General features: G+C 62.6%; 21 protein-coding genes. 11 read left to right on the plus strand and 10 right to left on the minus strand.

Annotated features, from left to right (window positions below; translation table 11 throughout):
- Nucleotides 1-9: 9 nt before the first annotated feature.
- The 3 genes from C4Q26_RS23725 to C4Q26_RS23735 all read left to right on the plus strand — a co-directional run bounded on the left by C4Q26_RS23725 (nucleotide 10) and on the right by C4Q26_RS23735 (nucleotide 3,039).
- Nucleotides 10-1,194 carry an acetyl-CoA C-acyltransferase gene (locus C4Q26_RS23725; RefSeq protein ID WP_104883662.1) on the plus strand — a complete coding sequence of 395 codons (1,185 nt, stop codon included), beginning with the start codon at nucleotides 10-12 and terminating at the stop codon, nucleotides 1,192-1,194.
- Nucleotides 1,194-1,964: an SDR family NAD(P)-dependent oxidoreductase gene (locus tag C4Q26_RS23730; protein ID WP_177429847.1), complete on the plus strand. Its 771-nt coding sequence runs from the start codon at nucleotides 1,194-1,196 to the stop codon at nucleotides 1,962-1,964. The genes C4Q26_RS23725 and C4Q26_RS23730 overlap by 1 nt, the downstream gene beginning before the upstream one ends.
- A gap of 616 nt (nucleotides 1,965-2,580) precedes the next feature.
- Nucleotides 2,581-3,039 carry a transposase gene (locus C4Q26_RS23735; protein WP_104883664.1) on the plus strand — a complete coding sequence of 153 codons (459 nt, stop codon included), beginning with the start codon at nucleotides 2,581-2,583 and terminating at the stop codon, nucleotides 3,037-3,039.
- A 166-nt stretch (nucleotides 3,040-3,205) separates the two neighbouring features.
- Here the strand turns inward: C4Q26_RS23735 and C4Q26_RS23740 are convergent, their stop codons facing one another.
- From C4Q26_RS23740 to C4Q26_RS23765, 6 genes are all read right to left on the minus strand, one after another.
- Nucleotides 3,206-4,006, minus strand: a complete 801-nt coding sequence (locus C4Q26_RS23740; RefSeq protein WP_256583315.1) for an SDR family NAD(P)-dependent oxidoreductase — start codon at nucleotides 4,004-4,006, stop codon at nucleotides 3,206-3,208.
- Between the two features lie 101 nt (nucleotides 4,007-4,107).
- Nucleotides 4,108-5,196 carry an AraC family transcriptional regulator gene (locus C4Q26_RS23745; protein WP_104883665.1) on the minus strand — a complete coding sequence of 363 codons (1,089 nt, stop codon included), beginning with the start codon at nucleotides 5,194-5,196 and terminating at the stop codon, nucleotides 4,108-4,110.
- Nucleotides 5,197-5,703: 507 nt separating this feature from the next.
- Entirely contained in the window at nucleotides 5,704-6,231 is a 528-nt protein-coding gene (locus C4Q26_RS23750) for an NAD(P)-binding domain-containing protein (protein WP_104883666.1), read from the minus strand.
- A gap of 24 nt (nucleotides 6,232-6,255) precedes the next feature.
- Nucleotides 6,256-7,137: an NAD(P)-dependent oxidoreductase gene (locus C4Q26_RS23755; protein ID WP_158664910.1), complete on the minus strand. Its 882-nt coding sequence runs from the start codon at nucleotides 7,135-7,137 to the stop codon at nucleotides 6,256-6,258.
- Between the two features lie 55 nt (nucleotides 7,138-7,192).
- Nucleotides 7,193-8,062: a phytanoyl-CoA dioxygenase family protein gene (locus tag C4Q26_RS23760; RefSeq protein ID WP_104883668.1), complete on the minus strand. Its 870-nt coding sequence runs from the start codon at nucleotides 8,060-8,062 to the stop codon at nucleotides 7,193-7,195.
- A 65-nt stretch (nucleotides 8,063-8,127) separates the two neighbouring features.
- Nucleotides 8,128-9,114: an aminotransferase class IV gene (locus C4Q26_RS23765; protein ID WP_104883669.1), complete on the minus strand. Its 987-nt coding sequence runs from the start codon at nucleotides 9,112-9,114 to the stop codon at nucleotides 8,128-8,130.
- Nucleotides 9,115-9,386: 272 nt separating this feature from the next.
- On the opposite strand from C4Q26_RS23765, the gene C4Q26_RS23770 reads away from it, so the two are divergent.
- The 4 genes from C4Q26_RS23770 (at nucleotide 9,387) to C4Q26_RS23785 (ending at nucleotide 14,055) form a co-directional block, all read left to right on the plus strand.
- Nucleotides 9,387-10,265: an NAD(P)-dependent oxidoreductase gene (locus C4Q26_RS23770; RefSeq protein WP_158664911.1), complete on the plus strand. Its 879-nt coding sequence runs from the start codon at nucleotides 9,387-9,389 to the stop codon at nucleotides 10,263-10,265.
- Nucleotides 10,266-10,482: 217 nt separating this feature from the next.
- Nucleotides 10,483-10,707, plus strand: a complete 225-nt coding sequence (locus C4Q26_RS23775) for a hypothetical protein (protein ID WP_104883671.1) — start codon at nucleotides 10,483-10,485, stop codon at nucleotides 10,705-10,707.
- Nucleotides 10,708-10,720: 13 nt separating this feature from the next.
- Nucleotides 10,721-12,196, plus strand: a complete 1,476-nt coding sequence (locus C4Q26_RS23780) for a cytosine permease (RefSeq protein ID WP_104883672.1) — start codon at nucleotides 10,721-10,723, stop codon at nucleotides 12,194-12,196.
- Between the two features lie 383 nt (nucleotides 12,197-12,579).
- Nucleotides 12,580-14,055 carry a cytosine permease gene (locus tag C4Q26_RS23785; RefSeq protein WP_158664912.1) on the plus strand — a complete coding sequence of 492 codons (1,476 nt, stop codon included), beginning with the start codon at nucleotides 12,580-12,582 and terminating at the stop codon, nucleotides 14,053-14,055.
- Between the two features lie 63 nt (nucleotides 14,056-14,118).
- Here C4Q26_RS23785 and C4Q26_RS23790 read toward each other — a convergent pair whose 3' ends face one another.
- Complete coding sequence (locus C4Q26_RS23790) at nucleotides 14,119-15,189, minus strand: AraC family transcriptional regulator (RefSeq protein WP_104883674.1); 1,071 nt, start codon at nucleotides 15,187-15,189, stop codon at nucleotides 14,119-14,121.
- Nucleotides 15,190-15,500: 311 nt separating this feature from the next.
- Here C4Q26_RS23790 and C4Q26_RS23795 point away from each other — a divergent pair, with 311 nt between their 5' ends.
- The 4 genes from C4Q26_RS23795 (at nucleotide 15,501) to C4Q26_RS23810 (ending at nucleotide 19,809) form a co-directional block, all read left to right on the plus strand.
- On the plus strand, nucleotides 15,501-16,142 hold the full coding sequence (locus tag C4Q26_RS23795) for a TetR/AcrR family transcriptional regulator (RefSeq protein ID WP_104883675.1): 642 nt from the start codon (nucleotides 15,501-15,503) through the stop codon (nucleotides 16,140-16,142).
- Between the two features lie 101 nt (nucleotides 16,143-16,243).
- Entirely contained in the window at nucleotides 16,244-17,272 is a 1,029-nt protein-coding gene (locus C4Q26_RS23800; protein WP_104883676.1) for an AraC family transcriptional regulator, read from the plus strand.
- 229 nt (nucleotides 17,273-17,501) lie between these two features.
- Nucleotides 17,502-18,809 carry an alginate export family protein gene (locus tag C4Q26_RS23805; RefSeq protein WP_104883677.1) on the plus strand — a complete coding sequence of 436 codons (1,308 nt, stop codon included), beginning with the start codon at nucleotides 17,502-17,504 and terminating at the stop codon, nucleotides 18,807-18,809.
- Nucleotides 18,810-18,909: 100 nt separating this feature from the next.
- Complete coding sequence (locus tag C4Q26_RS23810) at nucleotides 18,910-19,809, plus strand: phytanoyl-CoA dioxygenase family protein (RefSeq protein WP_104883678.1); 900 nt, start codon at nucleotides 18,910-18,912, stop codon at nucleotides 19,807-19,809.
- 348 nt (nucleotides 19,810-20,157) lie between these two features.
- On the opposite strand, the gene C4Q26_RS23815 is transcribed toward C4Q26_RS23810, so the two are convergent.
- The 3 genes from C4Q26_RS23815 to C4Q26_RS23825 all read right to left on the minus strand — a co-directional run bounded on the left by C4Q26_RS23815 (nucleotide 20,158) and on the right by C4Q26_RS23825 (nucleotide 23,887).
- Nucleotides 20,158-21,153 (minus strand): alpha/beta fold hydrolase, encoded by a 996-nt coding sequence (locus C4Q26_RS23815; protein ID WP_104883679.1) that lies wholly within the window; start codon nucleotides 21,151-21,153, stop codon nucleotides 20,158-20,160.
- 48 nt (nucleotides 21,154-21,201) lie between these two features.
- Nucleotides 21,202-22,833, minus strand: coding sequence for an NAD(P)/FAD-dependent oxidoreductase (locus tag C4Q26_RS23820; protein ID WP_104883680.1), 1,632 nt, complete (start codon nucleotides 22,831-22,833; stop codon nucleotides 21,202-21,204).
- 154 nt (nucleotides 22,834-22,987) lie between these two features.
- A complete protein-coding gene (locus C4Q26_RS23825; protein ID WP_104883681.1) occupies nucleotides 22,988-23,887 on the minus strand; it encodes a helix-turn-helix domain-containing protein in 900 nt (299 codons plus the stop codon).
- Nucleotides 23,888-23,920 lie beyond the last annotated feature (33 nt).

Raw genomic sequence — 23,920 nt, forward strand, 5'->3', positions numbered from 1 at the left:
GATCCATCCATGTCGGAGGCTGTCATTCTTTCAACCGCCCGCACGCCGATCGCCAAGGCGTACCGGGGTGCTTTCAATACCCTCAAGTCGCCCAGCATGGCGGCGCTGGCCATTTCGGCCGCAGTGGAGCGGGCTGGTATCGAGCCGGGCGAAGTCGAGGACCTGGTCATGGGCACCGCCATGCCTGGCGGCACGGCCGGTTGGAACCTGGGACGCATGAGTGCGCTGGCAGCGGGTTTACCGCTAAGCGTGGCCGGGCAGACCATTGATCGTCAGTGCGCTTCGGGGCTGATGGCGATTGCCACGGCGGCCAAGCAGATCATTCATGACGGCATGCGCGTGGCCATCGGCGCCGGACAGGAGAACATCAGTGCCGTGCAGGCGCGCAACATGGAATGGGCATTCGCCGAGCGTGACCTGCGGGTGGAACAGCATGCCGCCCACGCCTACATGCCGATGCTGCAGACGGCTGAGTGGGTGGCCAAGCGCTACCGCATCAGTCGGGAGCAGCAGGACGCTTATGCGCTGCAATCCCAGCAGCGTACGGCTGCCGCTCAGCGGGAGGGACGGTTTGCCGATGAGATCATTTCGGTCAGTACCGTGAAGTCGGTGCAGGACAAGGCCAGCGGTGTAGTCACCCTGCAACCGGTGACTCTCAACCTGGATGAGGGTAACCGTCCGAGTACGGTGTTGCCGGACCTGGCCCAGCTCAAGTCGGTGGTGGAGGGGGGCTGCATCACCGCTGGCAACGCCAGCCAGTTGTCCGACGGCGCCAGTGCCTCTGTGTTGATGGATGGGCGCCTGGCGCAGCGGCGTAATCTGGAGCCTATCGGGCTGTACCGCGGGATTGCAGTGGTGGGCCTGGCCCCGGAGGAAATGGGCATCGGGCCCGTGCTGGCCGTGCCCAGGTTGCTCAGGCAGCATGGCTTGCGGGTGGAAGACATCGGCTTGTGGGAGCTTAACGAGGCGTTTGCCTGCCAGGTGATCTACTGCCGGGACAAGCTCGGTATCCCCAATGAAAGGCTCAACGTCAACGGCGGTGCTATCGCTATTGGCCACCCTTACGGCATGAGCGGCGCGCGGATGGTCGGGCACGCCTTGCTGGAAGGGCAACGGCGCGGCGTGAAGTACGTCGTCATTACCATGTGTGTGGGCGGTGGCATGGGTGCCGCCGGCCTGTTCGAGGTGTTGTGATGAATACTCTGTTTTCGTTGCAGGGCAAGGTGGTGCTGGTCACGGGGGCTTCCAGCGGTTTGGGCGAGCACTTTGCCCAGGTGGTCGCAACCGCCGGCGCCCGGGTGGTGATCGCCGCGCGTCGTGAGGAGCGCTTGCAGGCATTGGCCGCACGCCTGCGTGAGCTAGGCGGCGAGGTGCTGGCGGTGGCGCTGGACGTGACCTCACGCGACAGCGTGGAGGCGGCGTTCGATGCAGCGGAGCGCGCGTTTGGCGTGGTCGATGTGGTGGTCAACAATGCGGGTGTTGGCGGTGCGGTGAAAGCGCTGGAGGTCAGCGAGGCGGACTGGAGCACCATGCTGTCCACCAACCTGGACGGTGTCTGGCGCGTGGCCCAGTGCGCGGCCCAGCGCCTGGCCAAGGCCGGGCAGGGCGGCAGCATCATCAACATCGCTTCCATACTGGGCGAGCGCGTGGGCAACGGCCTGAGCCACTACTGCGCGGCCAAGGCCGGAGTGTTGCAGTTGACCAAGGCCCTGGCGTTGGAATTGGCGCGGTACGACATCCGCGTCAACGCCATCGCCCCCGGGTATTTCCAGACTGAGATGAACGACAGCTACTTCAACTCGGAGAAGGGCCAGGCCTACATCAAATCGGCGGTGCCCATGCGCAGACTGGGGCAGCTGCCGCAGCTTGACGGCCCCTTGCTGCTACTGGCCAGCGAGGCCGGCAACTTCATGACCGGTGCCACCCTGGCAGTAGACGGCGGCCACCTGGTCTCAACCCTGTAGCCGCTGCCGAAGGCTGCGCAGGCCCTGTGCCTCACCGAAAATCCCCAGTGTTCACCCCGGCCCGCGCAGCCTGGCGGCAGCGGCTACAGGCATCGGCCCCAACCTGTAGCCGCTGCCGAAGGCTGCGCAGGCCCTGTGCCTCACCGAAAATCCCCAGTGTTCACCCCCGGCCCGCGCAGCCTGGCGGCAGCGGCTACAGGCATCGGCCCCAACCTGTAGCCGCTGCCGAAGGCTGCGCAGGCCCTATGCCTCACCGAAAATCCCCCAGGGTTCACTCAGGCCCGCGCAGCCTGGCGGCAGCGGCTACAAGTATCGGCCCCAACCTGTAGCCGCTGCCGAAGGCTGCGCAGGGCCTATGCCTCCCTGAAAATCCCCCAGGGTTCACTCAGGCAGGCGCAGCCTGGCGGCAGCGGCTACAAGTATCGGCTCCAACCTGTAGCCGCTGCCGAAGGCTGCGCAGGCCCTATGCCTCACTGAAAATCCCCAGTCTTCACGCAGGCCTGCCCAGTCTGGCGGCAGCGGCTACATGGTTGTCATATCTGCTGTTGATTTGGAGGGTGCCGCGATGGGCTGAGCGCTCTAAGGTTGCGTTTCCATTGACGAAGGAGACGCAAGGATGCGAACTCGTACCTTGGGGCATCGGTTGCGCGAGGGGCGCTGGAGTGAAGCGGGACGGGTTTATCTTCTGACGGCTGTCACTGACGGCCGTTGCCCGGTTTTTAGCGATTGGCGGTTAGGCCGGTTGCTGGTTCACGAAATGCGCGGCGCGCATGAGCAGGGGCTGGTGAGCTCGCTGGCGTGGGTGGTCATGCCCGATCATGTGCATTGGTTGATCGAATTGCGCGAGTGCACCTTGGGAGAGTTGATGTGCCGAGTCAAATCACGCAGCAGCTTGACCATCAGCCTTGCCCGCCAAGGGCAAGGGCGGCTCTGGCAAAAGGGCTATCACGACCGGGCGCTGCGTACGGAAGACAACCTCAAGCATGCGGCTCGTTACGTGGTCGCCAACCCTTTGCGCGCCGGCCTGGTAGAACGCTTGGGTGACTACCCCCTCTGGGACGCCATATGGCTGTAGCCGCTGCCGCAGGCTGCGCTGGCCCTGTACCTCACTGAAGATCTTCGGGGTTCACCCAGGCCAGCGCAGCCTGGCGGCAGCGGCTACAGAGTGCTGGTTAGATCTGTATCCGCTGCGCTGGGCCTGTGGTTCGGTGAAGATTTTCAGGGGTTGCAGCGGTTACCGGTTATACGGAGTAGCGCGACAGGGTTTCGCCGCCATCGATGCGCACCAACGCGCCGTGGATGTAGCTGGAACGGTCGGAGGCCAGGAACACGGCCAGGTCGGCGACGTCGCTGATTTCGCCCCAGCGCTTGAGGGGGATACTTTCGCTGAAGTCATCCACGTAGCCCGGCTGTTCCAGCAGGGCGCGGGTCAGTGCGGTCTTGGCGTAAGTGGGGCAGATGCCGTTGACGCGGATGCCTTCATGGCCGTATTCAATGGCCAGGCAGCGGGTTATGTTGGCCTGCGCGGCCTTGGAAATGTTGTACACCGACTGCCACGGGTGGCCGCCAAGCCCTGCGGTTGAAACCAGGTTGATGATGTTGCCGCCACCGCCCTGTTGCAGGAATGCCCGAACCGCAGCCTGGGCGCCGAAGAAGGTACCCTTGACGTTGACGTTCAGGCAAAGGTCCAGTTCTGCTTCGCTGAAATCATGGATCAGCTTGCCATCGCGATAAACCCCGGCGTTATTGATCATGACATCGATACGACCGAATTCGCGGGTGGCAGCCTCTACCAAGGCGGTCAGGTCGCCACTGCGGGTGACATCGCAATGCTGGAACAGAGCCCGGCCGCCACGCTCGGCAATCAGCGCGGCCGTGGTGAGGTCGGGTTGCTCATCGTACCCGCCAGGGTGGCTGGCTTCGTTGATGTCGCCGATTACCAGGCTGGCGCCTTCATCGGCAAGACGCAGGGCGATACCACGGCCAAGACCGGTGCTGGCACCGGTGATGACAACCACTTTTCCAGCCAGATTCATGTCCATCTAATGGCTCCACTTCAGGTTGAATGGGCGCTGCAGAATAAAACCGGCATCCAACCCCTTGTTCGTGGAAGGGGTCGATGCCGGGGGTGGTGCTCGGGTGTTCAGGCCATGCCGTAGGCGGCAGGCTGGGCAAAGCGCGAAGCGTATTTGCCGCCATTGTTCAGTACGCGGTATTCACGTGGTGAACGGCCGGTCCAGCGTTTGAAGGCATGGCGAAAATTGGCGGCATCGCTGTAGTTCAATTGTTCGGAGATGGCTTCGGTGGTCATGGGCGTGTTCAGCAAGTAGCGAATTGCGAGCTTCTTGCGCACTTCCACCAGCAGGGCGTTGTAGGAGGTTCCCAAGGCATCGAGACGACGGCGCAGGGTGCGCGGCGACAGGTGCAGGTGGTCGGCAATGTCGGACAGCGAGGCAATGCAGTCACCGGAATTGAGCAGCAGGTTCTGCACCTGATAGCTGATGTCGTACTTCTGCACGATCTCGCGCAGTTGCGCCTGGCAGTTGGCCTTGCAACTGCTGTGGGTGATGCTGTTGGACTGTGGCAGCTTACTGTCCAGCCAGTGAGCGGCCAGTCGAATGGCCGTGCGCTCGCGGGTGAAACTGACCGGAACGCCGAAGCTGGCTTGAATATCGGCTTGCTCCTGGGCATTGGCTTGCACCGCCAGTTCGATGCCTTCGCAGGCGAACTCGCGGCCCAGGATGTCTTGCAGCAGGGTCAGCAACTTGGACACTTCCAGGTGGTACCAGAAGGCGTTCTCCGGGCTGATCAGGCCGTATTGGTCACTGAGCTGCAGCATCGCAACATCGTTCTCGACCTGCAGGTGCAGGCTCATCTTCAGGTTGATCAGCAGGCCGAAGTGGCTGGCGGTTTCCAGTGCTTCGCGCCAGGTGGCGCTGCTGAGCATGGCAAACCCGACAATGCCGTAGGAGGTGAGGTGCAGGCGCTTGCCTACCTGCAGGCTCAGCAGCGGGTTGGCGGCGGCGCGATTGAAGGCAGCGTGGATCGAGGATTGCTGATTGAGCGAGATTTTGCTCTGCGGATTGGCCAGGTCAGCCAGGGACATGCCCCCTGCGGCCAGGCATTCGCTCAACTGCGCTTCACTGCCCAGCAGGCCGGCTGCCGCGAGGATTTCCGCAGTGGAAAAGACCTTGTCATCCAAGGTGATAGGTGTGGTTTCGATCTGTCCCATCGTACTGCCCTCACGGTGTAGCCAAGCCAATGTGACTGCGAGCGATCGCCGTGGCGACGGATCATCCGCGTCGGTTCATTCGGACATTCAGGGGTGGCGTGGGCAGGCCGGGGGTGATCTTGACGGGTAGCAAGCAAGGGCAACGTACAGCAGGTTCGGGCGTGGCAAAACCACGGCGCCGGGACGGGTCTTTGACCTCATTTTTATCTCCTGACCTTTTTCAGGGCTGCGGTTCAGCGCCCTGTCTTGTTGTTGGTCTATCAGGTAGGCAATGCATCAAAACTGGCCAGGGCAAGCACAGTTGCACTTGCTAGGTCATGTGACCGATTAAATACGGTCGACCGACCTAGGTCAAGTGACAGATGTTCGATCGCCGGTTTAATTTCGATGAACGGCTGTAGCCGCTGCCGGCAGGCTGCGCGGGCCCCGGCGTGCGCTGAAGGTTTTCAGTGGGAGGGCCAGCGCAGCCTAGCGGCAGCGGCTACAGGATTACGGCGGGCGGGGGAATCAGGCGTCCAGGGTGGCGCCGCAGTCGCTGCCCAGGTAGGTCAGGGCCGGGCTCAGGGTGCGGCACAGCGGCTGCAACCGCTGGTAGGCCTTCCACGGACCGGAGCACAGCAGTTCACAGGCGTGCTGGCCGATGGCATCGGCGTCGCCATGGAGGCTGATTTCCAAGTAGTCGATGTGTTCGCTGCGCGCCCACTCGCCCATGGAACGTGCTGAAGCCGCTGGCCGTGTCTGGCTGGTGTTGAAGCTGATCAGCGCTTTGCCGTGCAGGCCGAAGGTCGTTTCGGGGCTGCACAGCCGGGCGTTCATCAGCAATTGGTCGGGGAAGCAGGTGATCACCACGTCGCTGCTGTCGATGGCCTGCTCCAGGTTGCGCACCAGCGTGAACCCGTCGCAGGGTGCCACCTGGTTGGCGCGCAGCGGGTCAAGCCCAGCCACTTCAAACCCCTGGTTGGCCAAGGTGCGGGCAATGGTGCTGCCGATGTGATCAAGGCCGATGATGGCGACGCGTTGGGTGAGGGTAGTCATGGTCGGGTCCCGGGCAAGATGGGTTCAGGGGTGCATGGCTTTGAACAGCACGGCGATGTCCAGGTCGCCCATACCAGCTGTCTGGGCCTGCCGGCAGTAAGTGAGGTAGGCGTCGGTGCTGGCATGCGGCGCCTTGGCGCGCACCAGTGCATCAAGCACCACTTCCTGCCCGGCCACGTGCACGTCTACCGACGCCTGTTCACCACTGTAGTTGCTGGCAGTGATGCGCTCGGCGGCGGTGTTGATGCCCTCCACCAGCATGTCGGTCATGATTGGCGAGAGGGTCTTGAAGGCATCTGCTGACACGCCCGCGGTTGAGGCCAGTACCGCGCCCTCGAGCCAGGCGGCAAAGGCGCCGAAGTAGAAGGCGTACAAGGCCAGGTACGCCGGGGTACAGGCCGTGGGGTCGGCACCGAGGAATTTCGGGTTGCCTGCCAGCAGTTTCAGAGTTTGGCTGTGGGCATGGTATGCGTCGATGTCACCGGAATAGAGGATGGTGGTAGTGGTCAGGCCGATTTCCTTGGGGTAGCACATGATGCCGGCGTCGATGTAGCGGCCGTCCCTGCGCGTTGCCCATTCGGCGCTCAAGGTCACGTCGTCGACCGTGCCGGTGCTCATGTTGACCAGGGTCTTGCCGCTCAGGCTCAGCGCCGAGGGCAGCGCTTGCAGCACGCTCAGTGCCGCAGCCTTGTCAATCATGCAGATGATGGTCAGGGGACTGGACTGGATCGCCTCACCAGCGCTGGGCGCCTGGCGTGCGCCTTCGTGCACCAGGGCCGTGGCGCGCTCCGGGTTGCGGTTCCAGACGGTGACGTCGAACCCGGCCTTCAATAGCGTGCGGGCCAGCGTGCCGCCCATGGCACCCAGGCCCAGGACGCTGACGGATGGTTTGATCAAAGCAGACATGGTGGACCTCGGCGCAGGAAATGGGAGCGCCCCGGGTAGCCAGGGCGCGGAGGCATCAGGTAGGGGTGTTGAGCCCGATATAATCGGCGATTTCTTCATAGTTCACTTGCCACAGGCCTGGCAGGCCATATAGGTCGGCGGTGAACGAGCGGAACCCCAGAATCTGTTGTACGCGCGGGGACAGGGTGCGCACCAGCCCCATGTCCACCACGAACGGGTACGCCTCTTCGGGCACCAGCCAACCGAGGTTGAAGGTGAAGGCCACGGCGCGGCGATATTGATCGGTGGTCACGTTGGCGCCGCCACCGTGGGAGATCTTGCCGGTAAAGAACAGCGCATCACCGGGTTCAAGTTCCGCGGGGACCGTCATTTCCGGCGTGCCGCGATCATCGTAGTCAGGCCAGTACTGGCTGCCGGGGATGATGCGAGTGGCGCCGTTCTCTTCGGTGCAGGGGCTCAGGGCAATCAGAAAGTTGCAGATCACGTCCGGGGCCTTGATGCCCATTTCCTTGAACGCCATGTAGTTTTCGAAATCGCGGTGCAGCGGCTGGGCCTTGTTGCCCGGACCGATCTCGATGACCTGGGCGGTGCCCATCCAGTAGGTGTCACACCAAGGGCTGAGAATGGCGTGGGCCAGTTGGTGGACCTTGTCGTGGTCGATGATTTCTTCGCGGAAGGTCTTGCTGTGGGTCACAAGGTTAGTCAGGCGTTTGGTGTTGGCACCGTGAAAGTCCTGGGCACCCTCGTTGGTCTTCGACGAACCGGCGGGGATCTTGTCCAGCTCAGGTTGGACGTCGGCGTTGAAACGCGCCACCTGGTCGGCGGTGAGCATGCCCTTGATGATGACACCTGCGTCTTCACGCAGGATTTTCAGTACTTCTTCCTTGGGGGTATCGAGGGTGATTTTCTTGAATGCGCTGGCCATAAACTACCTGTCGGGGGCAAGAAGACGCAGGAAGAGGGCGGCGTGGCCACCCTCCGGTGACGGACTTAAACGGCAGCCGGTTCGCTGTAGTCCACGGCGGTGCCCAGCCAGCCATCCCAGCGCTGGGTCCAGTAAAGATTGTGCAGTTGGGTGGTCAGCTCACCCGGGCCGGCCTTGCCACCCAATACGCGGTCGTCGACGGTATTGATCGGCATCACGCCGCCAGCGGTGGAGGTCAGGAAGGCTTCATCGGCGTTGAGCAGTTGTTCAACGTGCACGCGTTCCACGTGCAGCGGCAGGCCCAGTTGCGCGGCCAGCTCCAGAGTGGTCTTGCGGGTGATGCCTTCCAGGCAGCCGGAATCCGGTGTGTACAGTGCGCCATCCTTGATCAGGAAGATGTTGGAACCCGGCGCTTCGGTCAGGTAGCCATCGGCGTCGCACAGTACCGACCATTCCTTGTTGGCGGCCTTGGCTTCGAACAGGGCCAGCTTGAGGTCCATCCAGTGGAAGTTCTTGGCCGTAGGGTCCACCGCTTTGGGTGGGATGCGGATGAATTGTTTGCTGACCATAAGGTCGATGCCGCGGGCGCGCTGTTCGTCATCGGCGATGAAGACGTACGGCACCACGAAGGCGTAGAAGCGGTTTTCATAGGCTTTGGGGTTGATACGGTCGCCGCCATCGGGCATGAAGCCGCGGGTCACCGCCCACCACACGTAGGCTTCCTTGGCCCCGGCCTGCTTGATCAGGTTGATGAGGATTTCGGTGGTCTGAGCCTTGGTGTACGGGTTGGTCAACTGGAACTTGGCGCAGGCGCTTTCAAAACGCTCCAGGTGGTCTTCCAGGCGGAACAGGTAGCCTTTGCTGACGCTGACCACGTCGTAGCAGGCGTCAGCCTGGGTGAAGCCCAGGTCGGCCATTGGGATGGCAGCGTTGTCCAGGTCCACGTAGGTGCCGTTGATGAACGCCGAGCCATGGCCGTACTTGGGATCGAAGGGTACCCGCACGTGTGCCGGGTCGTTCAACATGATGTGTTCTGCCTGGATGATGCTCATCGTTCGCTCTCTCTTCCAAGGGTGAGATGCGGGGCGCGCCCCGCCTGACTGGTGCTTGTGGGCTCATGGTAGGGCGCCACGGGCGAGGCCCAACAGGTGAGCAGGGGCCAATTTTCGGCGTTGATGCGGCCACGCTGCAGCGTGTCGACACCTGTCCTGTGGGGAGCCCTATGTTGGCCGCCTGTCACCTGTTTTGCCGGGCCCCGGGTACCTACAGTCTTCGTGCCGTGCGGTGGACGCCGCGCATCTTTTTCCAGCAAAGAGGAATGGGCATGAAGGGTTCAAAGGTAACGTTCATTGGTCTGGGGCAAATGGGGGCAGCCCTGGTGCCGCCGTTTATCAAGGCAGGCCACGACGTCACGGTGTGGAACCGCTCTGCGGCCAAGGCGGAACCGCTGGTAGCCCTGGGTGCCAGCGCCGCACCCAGCTTCGAGGCGGCGGTGAGTGCGGCAGACCTGATCATCGTGTGCCTGGCCGACTACGCCACCAGCAATGCGTTGTTCCATCAGGGCAGCGTCACTGCGCTGCTCAAGGGCAAGACTGTGGTGCAGTTGACCACCGGTGACGGCAAGGAGGCCGAGTCGGGTGCTCAATGGGCGGCCGAGATCGGCGTGGACTACCTGGACGGCGCAATCATGGATTACCCCACCAAGGTCGGTGGCCCGGAGTGCCTGTTGCTGGTGTCCGGCCCCCAGGCCGTGTGGGCGCGCCATGAAGCGGCGTTGAATTTGTTGGGCGGGCGCATGACCTACGTCGGCGCCAAACCGTCGGCGGCCAACCTGCTCGATGGCAGCCTGTTGACCATGTACTACGGCAACACCTTCGCGCTGATGCAGAGCGCGGCGATGCTGCAGGCCGAGCAGGTCGACATCAAGGACTTCAAGACCGCCCTGGCCGCGTTCAAACCGGTGATCGAGAGCACTTGGAAGCGCAGCATCGAAGCCATTGATACGCAGGATTATTCGGGCAACGAAGCCTCGATTCACGTGCACTCGCTGGGCGTGCAGTCGCTGCTCAAGCGTGCTCGCAATGCCGGTGTCGATTACCGATTGCTGCAATTGTTCGCCGATTGCGTCGACACCACGGCCGCTCGCGGCCATGAAGTCGACGAGTTGCCGGCGGTCTACGAAGTGTTCCGTCGCCCCGACTGATCGACCACTGGGCGGCAGGTTGGCAGAGGAGGCGCAACATCCCGCAAAATGTCCCCTCTGCACCTGTTTGCCGAAAGTGGCCGGCGCATAATCGAAGCGTCCGATGGAAGCGGATGACCGGGCCTGAAAACGGCCCACCCTGCCAGGACGCCGCTGCGCTTATAACAACAACGACTTTCCAGAATTCCTGCCCTCTACCGTGTTTCAGGAGCAGCTCATGCGTGACGCATCCAGCCTTCATATTGCCGGCGACCATTCCTTCCTGATCGATGAGTCGATCGGTGACCTTGACCTTGATCTGGTCAAAAGCCTGGTCGCCTTGAATTCGCCCGAAAACCTCAGCGATGAAACCAGCCTGCCCACGGGCTCGATCATTTTCAGCGCCGCCGCCTGGTTTATCGCCGGTATTGTCCTGTGGGCCCTGGTGGGCTTCTACATCTGATCGAGGGTTGACCATGAGCACTTCAGGTGAAGATGTAGGCGGGCTGATTTCCCGGGAAACCCTGGCGGGCCGTTTGCCCGTGGCGGGCAGCGGGCGCCTTTACACCAGTTTCGGACCGTTGCTCAACGCCGCCATTGCGTTGGGCGCTGCCAGTTACAGCTATCTGTTCGGCGCCTCCCTGGCGTACATCGGCAATACGGCCATCGGCATCATTGGCTACATGATTGGCCTGATGATGACCCTGGGGCCGATGTACCTGGCCTCTGGCATGATCAGTTTCCGGCATGGCGTGGACCCGGTGGACGCTGCCAAGAGTGCCTTGGGCACCCGTGGCTCGGCGCTCCTGCTGTTCATGATTCTGATCACCACACTGGGTTGGGGCTTCGTGCTGGTGGCCATGACCGGCCAGGCCGCCGGCAGGTTGTACCAGGTGCTGTTCCATCCTGGTGGCAGCATCGACCCGCAAGTGGTCACCGTGGTGGCGGTGGCGATGCTGGTGCTGGTCTGGCTGCTGCTCAGGAAAGGCCCGGCCATGGTGGCGATGTTGACCCGCTACACGTCGCCGGCCGTGTTGATCATTGCCGCCGTGCTGTTGTATCTGATCACCCGGGATACCAGTTTTTCGGCGCTGTGGCACACCAACGTCGACGTCAAACTTGCGTACACCACCGACCCGCTGCTGCAGTTGGCCTATGGGGTGGAATTCGGCGCCTCCAACGCCTTGACCATCGTGCCGTTCTTCGGCGGCATGGCGCGGCTGATTCACAAGCGTAAACATCTGGTCACGCCGTGCCTGTTGGGCGCAGGCCTGGTGGGTGCGGGCTTTACCACTGCCGTAGGGGCGCTGGCAGCGGTGGCCACCGGCTCCACCGAGCCTGCCGAGTGGGTGGTCAAGACCGCCGGCAATGGCCTGGGCGCCGTGATCGTCTGCGTGCTGCTGTTGGCCAACCTGGGCACCCTGGTGAGCTTTTTCTACCTGGCGGGCGTGTCGGTGCAGCAAATCCGCGTGTTTGCCCGCATGCGCTGGGACATGATCATCGGCATCCTGTTGCTGCCCGGGCTGGTGGTGGCGTTCCAGACCGACTGGTTGATCGCCCACGTGATGAACTGGCTGGCGTACAACGGCGCCATGTTCGTCGGCATTGCCGGCATCCTGCTGACCGACTACCTGCTGTTGCGTCGTCAGCAAGTGCTGCCGGCCCACCTGTTCGTCAAGACCCGCGACAGCGCCTACTGGTACTGGGGCGGCGTGAACTGGGTGGCGATGGGCGTGATTGTGCTGGGGGTGTGTTCCTACCTGTCGTTGTTCAACCCCATGACCCTGGCGGTAGGGCCCTCGTTCCGCTACCTGGGCGCGGCGATGCCGTCCTTTGCCCTGTGCATCGTGGCGTACTACGCGGCCATGCGGCTGGTGATTGCTTCGAGTGAGAAGGGCGGTTACCGCAACCTTGCGCAATGGAAAGCGAAGAAGGTTACTGTCGGCCTGTAAAGCACCTCACTTGACGCTCTTTAGCGTCTCTAATGGCCCGCGCAGCCTGGCGGCAGCGGCTACAATCTGTCGCCCTGTAGCCGCTGCCGCCAGGCTGCGCGGGCCCTGTGCCTCACTGAAAATCTGCAGCGTATCCGATGCCCCGCGCAGCCTGCGGCAGCGGCTACAAGCTGCTGGCCTGTAGCCGCTGCCGCCAGGCTGCGCGGGCCCTGTGCCTCCCGGAAAATCTGCAGCGTACCCGGTGCGCCGTGCAACCTGCGGCGGCTACGGGCTTTTTCGTTTGTGGGCGATCACCGGTAATTTGGCCGCGCCGCACCTGTTGAGTACGTGCAGCCCCCGCATAATTCAAGCCTGTGTTGTCGATGTTTCAGCAGAGGAATCTCATGAGCAATTCGGGTGCGGATGTGAGCAGTGCAATGTCGCGTGAGTCCCTGGCCGGGCGGTTGCCCGTGCAAGGTGCTGACCGACTCTACAATAATTTCGGGTCGCTGCTGGCCGCCTGCGTTGCTATCGGCGCGGCCAGCTTCAACTACCTGTTCGGGGCGTCGATCGCCTATATCGGCAATACCTCCATCGGTATCGCCGGTTACCTGATCGGCCTGATCGTGGGGCTGGTGCCTACCTACCTTGCGGCCGGCATGATCTGCTACCGCCACGGCGTGGACCCGGTAGACGCCGCCAAGAGTTCTATGGGCACCCGCGGCTCGTCGTTGTTGCTGGCGTTGATCCTGGTGTCCACTCTGGGCTGGTCGTTCGTGCTGATTGCCATGACCGGCCAGGCGGCAGGGCGCTTGCAGCAAATTCTCTTCAACCCCGGCGGCGAAATCGACAATGGCTTTGTCGCGCTGGTCTCGGTGCTGATGCTGGCGCTGGTGTGGATCCTACTGCGCAAGGGTCCGGCCATGGTTGCCTTGCTCACGCGCTATACCTCGCCGGCGGTGCTGGTGATTGCCTGCGTGCTGTTGTACCTGATCACCCGCGACACCGGTTTGGGCGCGCTGCTGCACACCAACGTCGACGCCAAGCTGGCCTACAGCAACGATCCGTTGCAGCAACTGGCCTACGGGGTGGAATTCGGCGCGTCCAACGCCTTGACCAGCGTGCCGTTCTTCGGCGGTATCGCGCGGCTGATCCGCAAGCGCAAGCACTTGATCACGCCGTCGCTGCTGGGGGCAGGGTTGATTGGTGCGGGCTTCACGACGGCTGTAGGTGCGTTGGCCGCCGTGGCCACAGGCTCCACTGAGCCTGCCGAGTGGGTGGTCAAGACGGCCGGCAACGGGCTGGGTACGGTGATCGTCTCGCTGTTGCTGCTGGCCAATCTGGGCACGCTGATCAGCTTCTTCTATTTTGCCGGTGTCTCGGTGCAGCAGGTGCGCTTCTTCGCCCGCATGCGCTGGGACATGATCATCCTGGTATTGCTGTTGCCAGGGCTGGTGGTGGCCTTCAACACGCAGTGGCTGATCAGCCATGTGATGAACTGGCTGGCCTACAACAGCGCGATCTTCGCCGGTATGGCGGCCGTGATGCTCACCGATTACCTGGTGTTGCGCCGCCAGCGCGTGCTGCCTGCGCATTTGTTCGTGAAAAATGCCGAAGGGGCGTATTGGTACTGGGGCGGTGTCAATTGGGTGGCCATGGCCACCATCGTCTTCGGTGCCGTGGTGTACCTGGCGCTGTTCGACCCGCTGACCCTGGCCGTGGGCCCGTCGTTCCGTTACGTGGGGGCGACCATGCCGACAATGGCGGTGTGCGTACTGGCCTATTACCTGGCGATGCGCCTGGTCACGACGGTAAGCCAGAAGGGTGGCTACCGCGATGTGGCGCGGCTGGCCGCGAAACGGGTGTCGGTAGGCTTGTGATGTAACCGTTACAGGCTCAAAAAAAGGCGTCCCATGCGGGACGCCTTTTTTGTTGAAGGGCGGTCAAGCTGGGGCGTAGCGGACATTGCCCATATCCCCTGGCATGGTATGCGGCGCCGGCATGGTCCAGTCATTGTCACGGTACTGCGCCCGGAACGCCCGAGGGGCAGTACCGGTCCAGCGTTTGAAGGCGTGACGAAAGTTGGCCGCATCGCTGTAGCTGAGCTTCTCCGAAATAGCCTCGGTGGTCAGCGGCGTGTCGAGCAGGTAGCGGATGGCGAGTTTCTTGCGTACATCCTCCAGGATCTGGTTGTAAGAGCTCTGCGTGGTTTCCAGTTTGCGGCGCAGGGTACGTGGCGACAGGTGCAAGCGCGAGGCAACCTCCGTCAGCGAGGGGATGTGTTCAGGGGATGCCAGCAGCATCTTCTGCACCTGGTAGCACAGGTCGTAGCGTTGGCTGAGTTCGCGCATCTGGTCCCTGCACACCGCCTCGCAGGACTGATAGGTCATTGCATGGGATTGCGGCAATGGCTGTTCGACAAACTGGCGCGAAAAGCTGATGCGGTTCTCGGTGCTGTTGAGGTAGGTGGGCGCCCCCAAGGTGCGGGCGATGGCCTGCGCGTCTCGGGTATCGCCTACCACATTGAGGCTGACCTGCTGGGCAGTGAAACCGTGGCCGAGGATATCGCCCAGCAGGGTCAGTAGCTTGGCTGACTCCAACAAGGTGCTGTAGTGCCTGGCCGCGCCCAGCAACGGGAAGGACTCCTGCAGCAGGATGTGCGCGCAATCGCCGTCCACGCTCAGCAGCAGGCGATGCTTGAGGTTCATCAGCAAGGCGAACTGGTTGGCGACCTCCAGGGCTTCACGCAGGTTGGCGCTGCTGAGCAGGGCAAAGCCCACCATGCCGTAGGCGGTCAGGTGCATGTCCTGGCCCACGCGCAAAGCCAGCAACGGATCGACATCGGCCTGGCAGTGGCGGGTCAACGTGGTGAGCCACTGGTCCAGTGACAGTCGAGTGTGGGGCGTGCCCGATGTAACGTCGTGCGCCGCGCAGTGATTGCCCAGCGCCTGCCATTCGGCCGTCGAAAACACTTTGTCTTGCGGGGTAATGGGAGATGCTTCTACAGATACCATCGGACTGCCCTCGTCGACTTGCCATGCGCAACTCCAGCAAAAGGCTGGAGGGGGATGGTTTCACTCGGTTATGGCAGGCCGGGGAGGGCGAAAGCTGGGGTGTTGCACAAGCGTGGCGATCGGTCGCTCTCGTGGCTCGGCGCCTTGATTTGATAAAAGGTCGCACGACCTATAAGATACGGTCATGCGACCTAAGTCAAGATCCGTCGTGACGATTTTGTTGCAGTCATGGCCATTGCCGCCAAGGTTGCGCCTTGGCGCCGCCCGCAGGCATGCTGTAACCCGGAAATAAACGCTTTGGAGCATTGTCGATGTTTAGTGAAGCCTCGCGGGCCGAGTCGCTGTTCGAGCGCACCGCCAGCCCCCGCGAAAAGAAACGTGTGCAACGCATCGAAGAAATCATCGAGACGGCCGCGATGCTGTTTGTCCGCGATGGCTATGCGCAGTTTTCGGCGCGCCGGGTGGCCAGCGAGATGGGCATCAGCCTGAGCAACCTGCAGCATTACTGCGGCACCACCGAGAACCTGCTGCTGGCAATGATTCGCGCGAAAATCGAGGTGTTCGTCACCCAGTTCGTGGAAATTGCCCAGAACACGGCGATGACCCCCGAGCAGCGCCTGATCGAAGTCATCGAACAGGACATGACTGCGGCGCTGGACCCCTGGATTGCATCGTTCTCGTTCCAGAGTTGGGCCCTGGCCGAGCACGACAAGGCCATCGGCGATCACCTCAAGGCCATCTACGGTGAGTTCTGCCGGGTGCTTTCAACCCTGATACGGGAGGTGAACCCGCAACTCACGGTGCCGCGCTCGGAAATTTTCGCCACGCTCATTGCCTCGCAGATTGAAGGCCTGCTGTTCTACAACAAGCAGATCGGCGCGCTGGAACAGCATTGGAAAGAAACCCTGGCCACCACCCTGCACATGTGGCTGCTGATGATTCGCGCCGGCTGACCGGCCACCGCTACCCGTTTTTTAGGTCACTGCTCACCTGTTGGTGCTTGCCCGTGCAGCTTTATGCTCTGCGCTGAACGCCCACCCAGGATGAGGGATCTATGCCGACGCTTTGTGATGACATCGATCGACTGGCGACCTTGCATTTCATTGCCTTGGTCAACGCCTATGTCACCGGATTGGGCCATTCCAGCGAAAGCCTGCTGACAGGTACCGAGGTGCTTGCTGCAGACCTGGACGACGCCGACAAGCTGATTACCCCGGCGCAAGAGCTGGTGATTCTGCGCAATGCCCTGCGCCTGACCGGTGCCGCGCACCTGGGGTTGGAGCTGGGTAGCCGCTGCCGCCTGGCGGCCTACGGCCTGTTCGGGTTTACCCTGTTGTCCAGCCGTGACTTGCGCGCAGCATTGGCGCTGTTCTTCGAATACCCTTTGCCTTTGGGAACGGGTTTCAGTCTCGGCCTGGTGCAGGAACGGGGCGTGGCATCGTTGACCGTCAGTGCAAATTTTGACGTGGACGACCAATTGCACCGGCTGGCGATCGAGTTCAGCCTGACGGCGCTGCAAAGCGTCATCGCCGATCTGCTGTACCAACCCTTGCCTGTGCTGGCCGTGAACTTCAATGGCGCCGAACAGGCGGACGCCGCGCCGTACCATGGGTATTTCAATTGCCCGGTGAGCTTCGATACGTCCAAGGCCAACTGCCTGTCGTTCGATGCCCGCTGGTTGGACTTCCCATTGCCCTGCGCCCACGCGGTTTCCCACCTGGAGATGAAGGCCCGCTGCTCCACGTTGCAATCGCGCCTGGAAAGCCCGCGCGATTTCCTCGCCATCGTGCGCTCGGCCATCTGCGCGCGTTTCGATACCTCTCCCTCGCTGACCAATATTGCCGCGTCCATGGCCTGCTCCAGCAAAACCCTGCAGCGCCACCTGCGCGCGGCGGGTACCAGTTTTCATGAACTGCTGGGGGAGGCGCGGTACCAGCGCGCCCAGGAATTGCTGGTGCGCCAGGTACCGATTGCGCGCGTTGCCCAAGACCTGGGGTTCAGTGAACCGGCCGCGTTCAGGCGCGCGTTCCAGCGCTGGAGCGGCTGCACCCCCTCGCAATACCGCTCGCAAGTGCGTCACTGACCATCCAGTATCCGCTGCCGCCAGGCTGCGCACGCCCTGTGCCTCACTGAACATCTCCATTGTACGCAAGGGCCAGCGCAGCCTGGCGGCAGCGGCTACAACTGCGCGTCCATGTGTCGTGTTTGATCCCCTTTTTTGACCCGATTGCGCCTTCAGCCCGCCGCCCTTAACCCAGACAATCTGCCGCAACTAGCCAGTTTGTATCATCGACTAATGGGGAAGGGCAGCTATGAAAGTGTTGGTTCGCAGTGTGGCGGCGGGTGCCGGAGTGATGTACGCAGGCGCAAGCTTCGCACTCGACAGCTTTCAGATCGGCGATGTGCTGGTGGAACCGAGCATGACCGTGGGCGCGGCGTATCTCTATGACAGGAATCAGGCTTTTGGTGGCCGCACCAGCAGTGCCGGGCTGACAGTGGATCGCACCTCCAGCCGCTTCGAGGGCTTCGTGCTGCCGGGGTTGAAGTTGACCGGGCCGCAAACCAGCATCGGCACCTTCTTTGGCGGCGTATCAGCGGTAGGTGCAATGACCCGCGGCGGCAGCGACGCCGCCGGGCTGACCCATGACGACCCGGAGCGCATCAGCCTGGAGCAGGCCTACGTCGGCTGGAAAAGTGCCGACCTGTTCCCGTCCCTGGGCAAGGACGCAATCACCCTGAGTGCCGGTCGCCAGAATTTCATGATCGACAATGGCTTCCTGATCGGCGACGGTCACACCGACCAAGGCAAGGATGGCGCCGCCTGGATTGGTCCGCGCACCGCCTTCAGCAACACCCTGATTGCCCAGTTGAACACCGGCAAGGTACACGCCGACCTTTTCGACCTGCGCGCCAATGCCAACATCGATTACCTGGATTACAAGGAACACCTGCGCCTGCGCGGCGCCAACCTTGAGTGGCGCGACACGTGGGGCACCCTGGGTGCCACTTACTACCATACCCTGGATACCGACAATGCCGCCCGCAATGGCGTTGACGTCTACGACCTGCGCGCCAAGGGCACGCCGTTCAGCGCGGTGCCGCAGTTCACCCTGGCGGGCGAGTACGTCTGGGAGCGCGGCGGCGATGACCACAAGACCGCCCACGGCTGGTATGCCCAGGGTAACTACGCCTTCACCGACCTGCCGTGGACACCGACCGTCAGCTATCGCCGCACCCAGTACTCCGACGACTACGACCCGATGACCTACGGCTACGGTGGCGAGTACGGCACCTGGTACCAGGGTGAGATCGTGGGTGAATACATGCTGTTCAATACCAACCTGGACATCGACATGCTCAAGTTGGCGCTGCAACCGCAAAAAGAGCTGGGGCTGGGTCTGATCGGCTATCACTACCGCCTTGAGAACGCGAGCACCAATGGCGTCACCAGCCGTGATTTCGGCAATGAGGTGGACCTGTACGCCAACTGGACGGTCACCCCGACCGTCACCCTCAGCGCGCTGTACGGCATGGCCTTGCCGGGCGATGCAGCGAAGCAGATGTACGGCGACAACAACCGTTCCAGCCTGTTTGAAACCAGTGTCACCTGGAGCTTCTGACATGGCCGCTGTTCCCCGGTTTTTTGGCTGACAGGCACCTGTGAGCCGCCGGGGCGCAGCCCTATATTTTCCCCAGACTTTCTTCACAAGGAACACGACCATGTCCAAGCCTTCACTCGTTACGCTGCCACGTAGCGCCTCCGTCGACCAGGTGGTGGAGATCATTGAGCGCGACGGTGGCGTCATCATCGCCGACTTCCTGGACGCCGATGCGTTCAAGGAGCTCAAGCAGCAAATCGACGCGGCGCTGGACACTTCTATATTCGGCCACGAGAACTTCTTCGTCGGCACCTCCACCCGCCGTGCCAGCCGCCTGTTCGCCCGTTGCCGGCGGATGGTGGATGTGGTCATGCACCCGCTGTACCTGGGCGCTGCGCGCAAGATCCTGCAGAAACCGATTCAGGTCTGGTTTGGCCAGGAACGCACCACGGTGACGCCGCAGATCCAGATCGGCATGACCCAGGCTATCCAGATTCACCCAGGGCAGGGCAAGCAGCCACTGCACCGCGACGACACCAGCTTCCTGTGGCGCCATCCCAACTATGGCCGTGAGGCACGCCTGCAGATCATGGTGGCAATGACCGAGTTTACTGAGGCTAACGGCGCCACCAAGGTCATCCCTGGTAGCCATAAATGGGATGACGAGCGCTGCCCATCGCCTGAGGAGACCGTGGACGCCGAAATGGCCCAGGGTTCGGCGCTGTTGTTCATCGGCTCCACATACCACGGCGGCGGCACAAACTCCAGCGACAAGCCGCGCACTGGGCTGACCATGGGTATTGACCTGGGTTGCGTACGCCAGGAAGAAAACCAGTACCTGTCGGTGCCTTTCGACACGCTCAAGGAACTGCCTGAGGACGTACAGCGCCTGCTGGGCTGGGACGCGGGCGAGAATTTCATGGGCTGGGTAGAGCACGGTGGCAAGATGGTCAGCCCGCAGGTGCACCTGCAGGCCGACGATGTGGCGCAATCGCTGGGGCTAGTGAAGGCCGTCTCCTGAAGCGACCGGTTCATCAAAGGGCAGCCAAGCGCTGCCCTTTTTCATGGCCCGCATAACCTGTAGCCGCTGCCGAAGGCTGCTCAGGCGATTGGGTACGCTGGAGATTTTCAGTGAGGCACAGGGCCCGTGCAGCCTGGCGGCAGCGGCAGCGGCGCACAAAAAAAGGCGCCCGGAGGCGCCTGAATATCAAGGGTATTGACCAAGGACCGGACAGGCCCGTGGAGCGGTGGTAAGGCGCAAAGCCTGTCCGGCGTCGCACTGAAGCGAACCTGCCCATTTTAGCGAGGTGCAGGGCTGATAAAAGGTGAGCGCTGGCCAAGTTGGGATGACGCGGTGGCCAACCACGTTTTACTCACGGGCCAGCAACTCGAACAACTGACCATCCACCTCCTGTACCCAATCGTTGTCAATGCCAAACAGTGCAAGATGGCCTGCGGGGCTGTGTGACACATGGAAAACGGCATCCTCGATCATTTCGGCGTCTGCCTGGCTGGCCGAGGGCGGGAAGATCATGTCCTGGTCTATGGGCATGATCAGGGCCTTGGCAGTGATGCGCTGCAAGGCGTCGCGCACATTGCCGCCCGCCAGGTGCGCGACGTCCGCGGCCCGCCATTTCTGCAGCATGGTGGTCAGGTTTCCGGGGTCCATGGGCAGGAAGTATGGCTTCATGAACCCGTCGACAAAGGCGTCGACACTGTCGAAGCCCAAGGGCTTGAAGTGCTGGTGTTCAAAGAACGCCGCGCTCAGCCCGTACAGCGTCATCAGCCGCGCATGCTGGCTCAGCCCCGCGCTAGGCGGCTGCACCCGCAGGCCGTCGATGATGGCGTCGGCCAGCACTTTGTTCACCTCTGAAGTCCGTGCCGTGCCGGCAATGGCGGCCATGCGCTGAACCATGTGCGGGAAGCGCACCGCCCATTCAAAGGTCTGCTGTGCTCCCATGGAGCCGCCCATCACCAGGGCCAGACGGGTCAGCCCCAAGTGCTGGGTGATGTAGCGGTGCTGGGCGCTGACATCGTCGGCGATGTCGATGGCCGGGAAGCCCGCGTGTTGGTGTGCTGAGCTGGACAACCCGTTGCCGATCTGGTTGATCACGATCACGAAGTACTGGTCCGGGTCTATCGCCCGGCCGGGGCCGATAAATACGTCCTCGATGATCTTGCTGGTGCCCGAATACCAGGTGGGGATCAGCACCGCGTTGTCCTTGCGGTCATTGAGACGGCCATGGGTGGCTACCGCCAGGGTGCAGTCGTGGAGCGTCTGCCCGCACACCAGGTCGAGATCGCCGATGTTGATCAGCCGATAAGCGCCGTGGAGGTCAGGGTTGTAATAGGGATGCGGATTCATGAGCCTACCCGTGGTTAAGGCGCCGGCCTGCAGGCCGGCGCGCAGGGGTCAATTGATGCGGAAGTCTGTGTAACCTTCGGCGGCCACGGCGTCGCAGTGCTCGCGGTACACGTTGACGCCTCCGGCATAGGCCAACAGGCGCTTGGGTTTGCCGGCAACGTTGCCGCCGGTGTACCAGGACCGCGTCTTGGCCAGCAGGGAGGTGGCGGCCATTTCGTCATGGTGCGCGACCCATTGGTCCTGCTGCTCCAGGGTCGGCTCGATCGAGCGACGCTGGTTCTTCTCCAGGGACTGAATGCACGCGGTAATCCACTCCACCTGATGCTGCAGGCAGGTCGGCGCGTTGCACAGCGCCGCTCCAGGGGACAGCGGTGCGGCGGTGAGGAACAGGTTGGGAAACTTGTGCACCATCAGCCCCAGGGTGGTGCGCAGGTCCTGGGACCACTCATCGCGCAGCAATTGGCCGTCGCGCCCGCGAATGTCGATCTGGGTCAACGCACCGGTGGAGGCGTCAAAACCGGTGGCCAGAATCAGCACGTCCAGCTCGTGGATGGCGCCGTCGGCGGTTTGCACGCCGTTGGCAACGATACGCTCGATGGGCGCGGCCTTGATGTCGACGATCTTGACGTTGGGGCGCAGGAAGGTTTCCAGGTAGCCGGTATCCAGTGGCACGCGCCGGGTACCGAAGCCATAGTCGGTAGGCACCAGTTGCTTGATCAGGGCCGGGTCCTTGATGCGCTCGGCCATCTTCTGCCGAACGAAGGCCGATACTTCATTGTTCACCGCCTGGTCGTTGAAGATTTCGCCGTAGGAGCCCGCCCAAAGCGCCAGCGAACCGTCATCCCAGAGCATCTCCAGTACTTCGCGACGGTCTTGTGGCGAGGCGTCGTGGTAGCTCCCGTAGGTGAAGTCGAAATCGAAGCCCACGAAGCTGTTGCGCGCCTGAGCCTTGATTTCATGGAAGCGCGCCTTCAGCCTGGCGCGGTCCTGATCGGTGTAGCGCTGGTTGCGCATGGGGATGGTGTATGGCGCGGTGCGCTGGAACACGGTGAGCGAGCCCACCTGGGGGGCGATGGTCTGCACCACCTGGATGCCGGTGGCGCCGGTGCCCACCACGCCCACGCGTTTGCCGGTGAAGTCCACCGGCTGCTTGGGCCAGCGGGCAGTGTGGTAGACCTGGCCCTGGAAGTCCTGCTCCCCCTCGAACAGATTCTTCAGCGGGGTAGACAAGGTGCCGGCGCAGGAGATCAGGTACTTGGCGTCGATATGTGCGCCCTGGTCGGTGACCACCTGCCAGCGGCCCTTGGCTTCGTCGAAGGTGCAGGACTGCACGCGGGTGCTGAATTGAATGTCCTTGCGCAGGTCGAAGCGGTCGGCCACGAAGTTCAGGTAGCGCTCGGTTTCCGGTTGTGCGGGAAAGCGTTCGCTCCAGTCCCAGGCGTTGTTCAGCGCCTCCGAGAACCAGTACTGGTAGACATGGCTGGGGGAATCGACACGGGCGCCCGGGTAGCGGTTCCAGTACCAGGTGCCGCCCACGTTGGTGCCGGCGTCGATGGCCAGCACCTTGAGGCCGGCTTCGCGCAGTGTATAAAGTTGGTAAAGCCCACCAATGCCGGCACCGATGATCACGGCGTCGTAGGTATGCAGGGTGTGAGAGGGCACAGCAGATGCGTTGTTCATACGTCCTCCAGCTATTGTTTTTATAATCGGCGAAGCGTCAATGCCAACCGGTGCAGCCCGAAAAGGGGCCACCGGTTTGCTGGAAGCGTACTGAGGGTGGGCGAGGGGTGGCTTGAAGCAAACGGTGCGTTTTATTGAATAATCGGGTGGCCGGTCAGCAGCCCGCCGCAGGGGTGTCCTGGCGCTGCAGTTGCCGTGGGGTCACGCCAAGACGGGCCTTGATCAGGCGCGTCATGTGGGCCTGGTCGGCAAACCCGCACAGGTTGGCGACCTCGCTCAGCGGGTTTGCGGTGCCGCCCAGCAGGCGCTGGGCGCGCTTGACCCGCTCGGCGATCAAGTACAGGTGAGGCGGGCTGCCAGTGGCTTCCTTGAACGCCCGGGAGAATGCCCACACGCCCATGCCTGCCTGGTCGGCCAGGCAGGCGATGGACAGCGACTGGTGAAGGTGGTCGTCGATGTAGCCAAGCAGAGCCCGCAACCGTGCGCCATCGAGCCTGGCGGTACCGCGTGCGGTGGCGTGCACCAGGCTTGAGTAGTGCCGAAGCAGGTGCACCGTCAATTGCGTCGCCAGGGCTTCGGCATACAGCGCGCCGCCGGGGGCAGGGCACTCGGCTTCGGCAGTGATCGCGGTGGCAATTGCCGAGAGCACGGGGTCGCTGACTGCGACCAGGTCGTGCAACTGCACGTGGGAAACGCTTTGCCCGCACACTTCCTGCGACAGCCGCAGCACCAGAGCCCGGCTCAGGTAGATATGCGACACCTCCAGCCGGTCTTCCCAGCACCAATCCGCCGGCTGGTCGATCGACAGCAGCGACACATCACCGGGACGATAGGTGTGGCGCTGCCACTGCGTGCCGCAGCGCCGCGCAAGCATGGTGGGGCTGGAGCGCTGCAGCATGATCGCATAGTGATCGATGGCCGGCCCCGACACCTCCAGCGCCTCCAGGCGGTAGGAACGCTGGATCACGTCGCGCCAGCCCTGGGCGTCGCTGCCGGCCAGTGTAGTGGGGTGCACCCAGTCGGGTACCTGGTACGGGGTGATCAGCGTCGTCATGGCGTACCTCTTCGGGGCCTTTCGAGGGTGTCT

The sequence above is a fragment of the Pseudomonas sp. SWI44 genome (assembly GCF_002947915.1).
Taxonomy (GTDB): Bacteria; Pseudomonadota; Gammaproteobacteria; order Pseudomonadales; family Pseudomonadaceae; genus Aquipseudomonas; species Aquipseudomonas taiwanensis.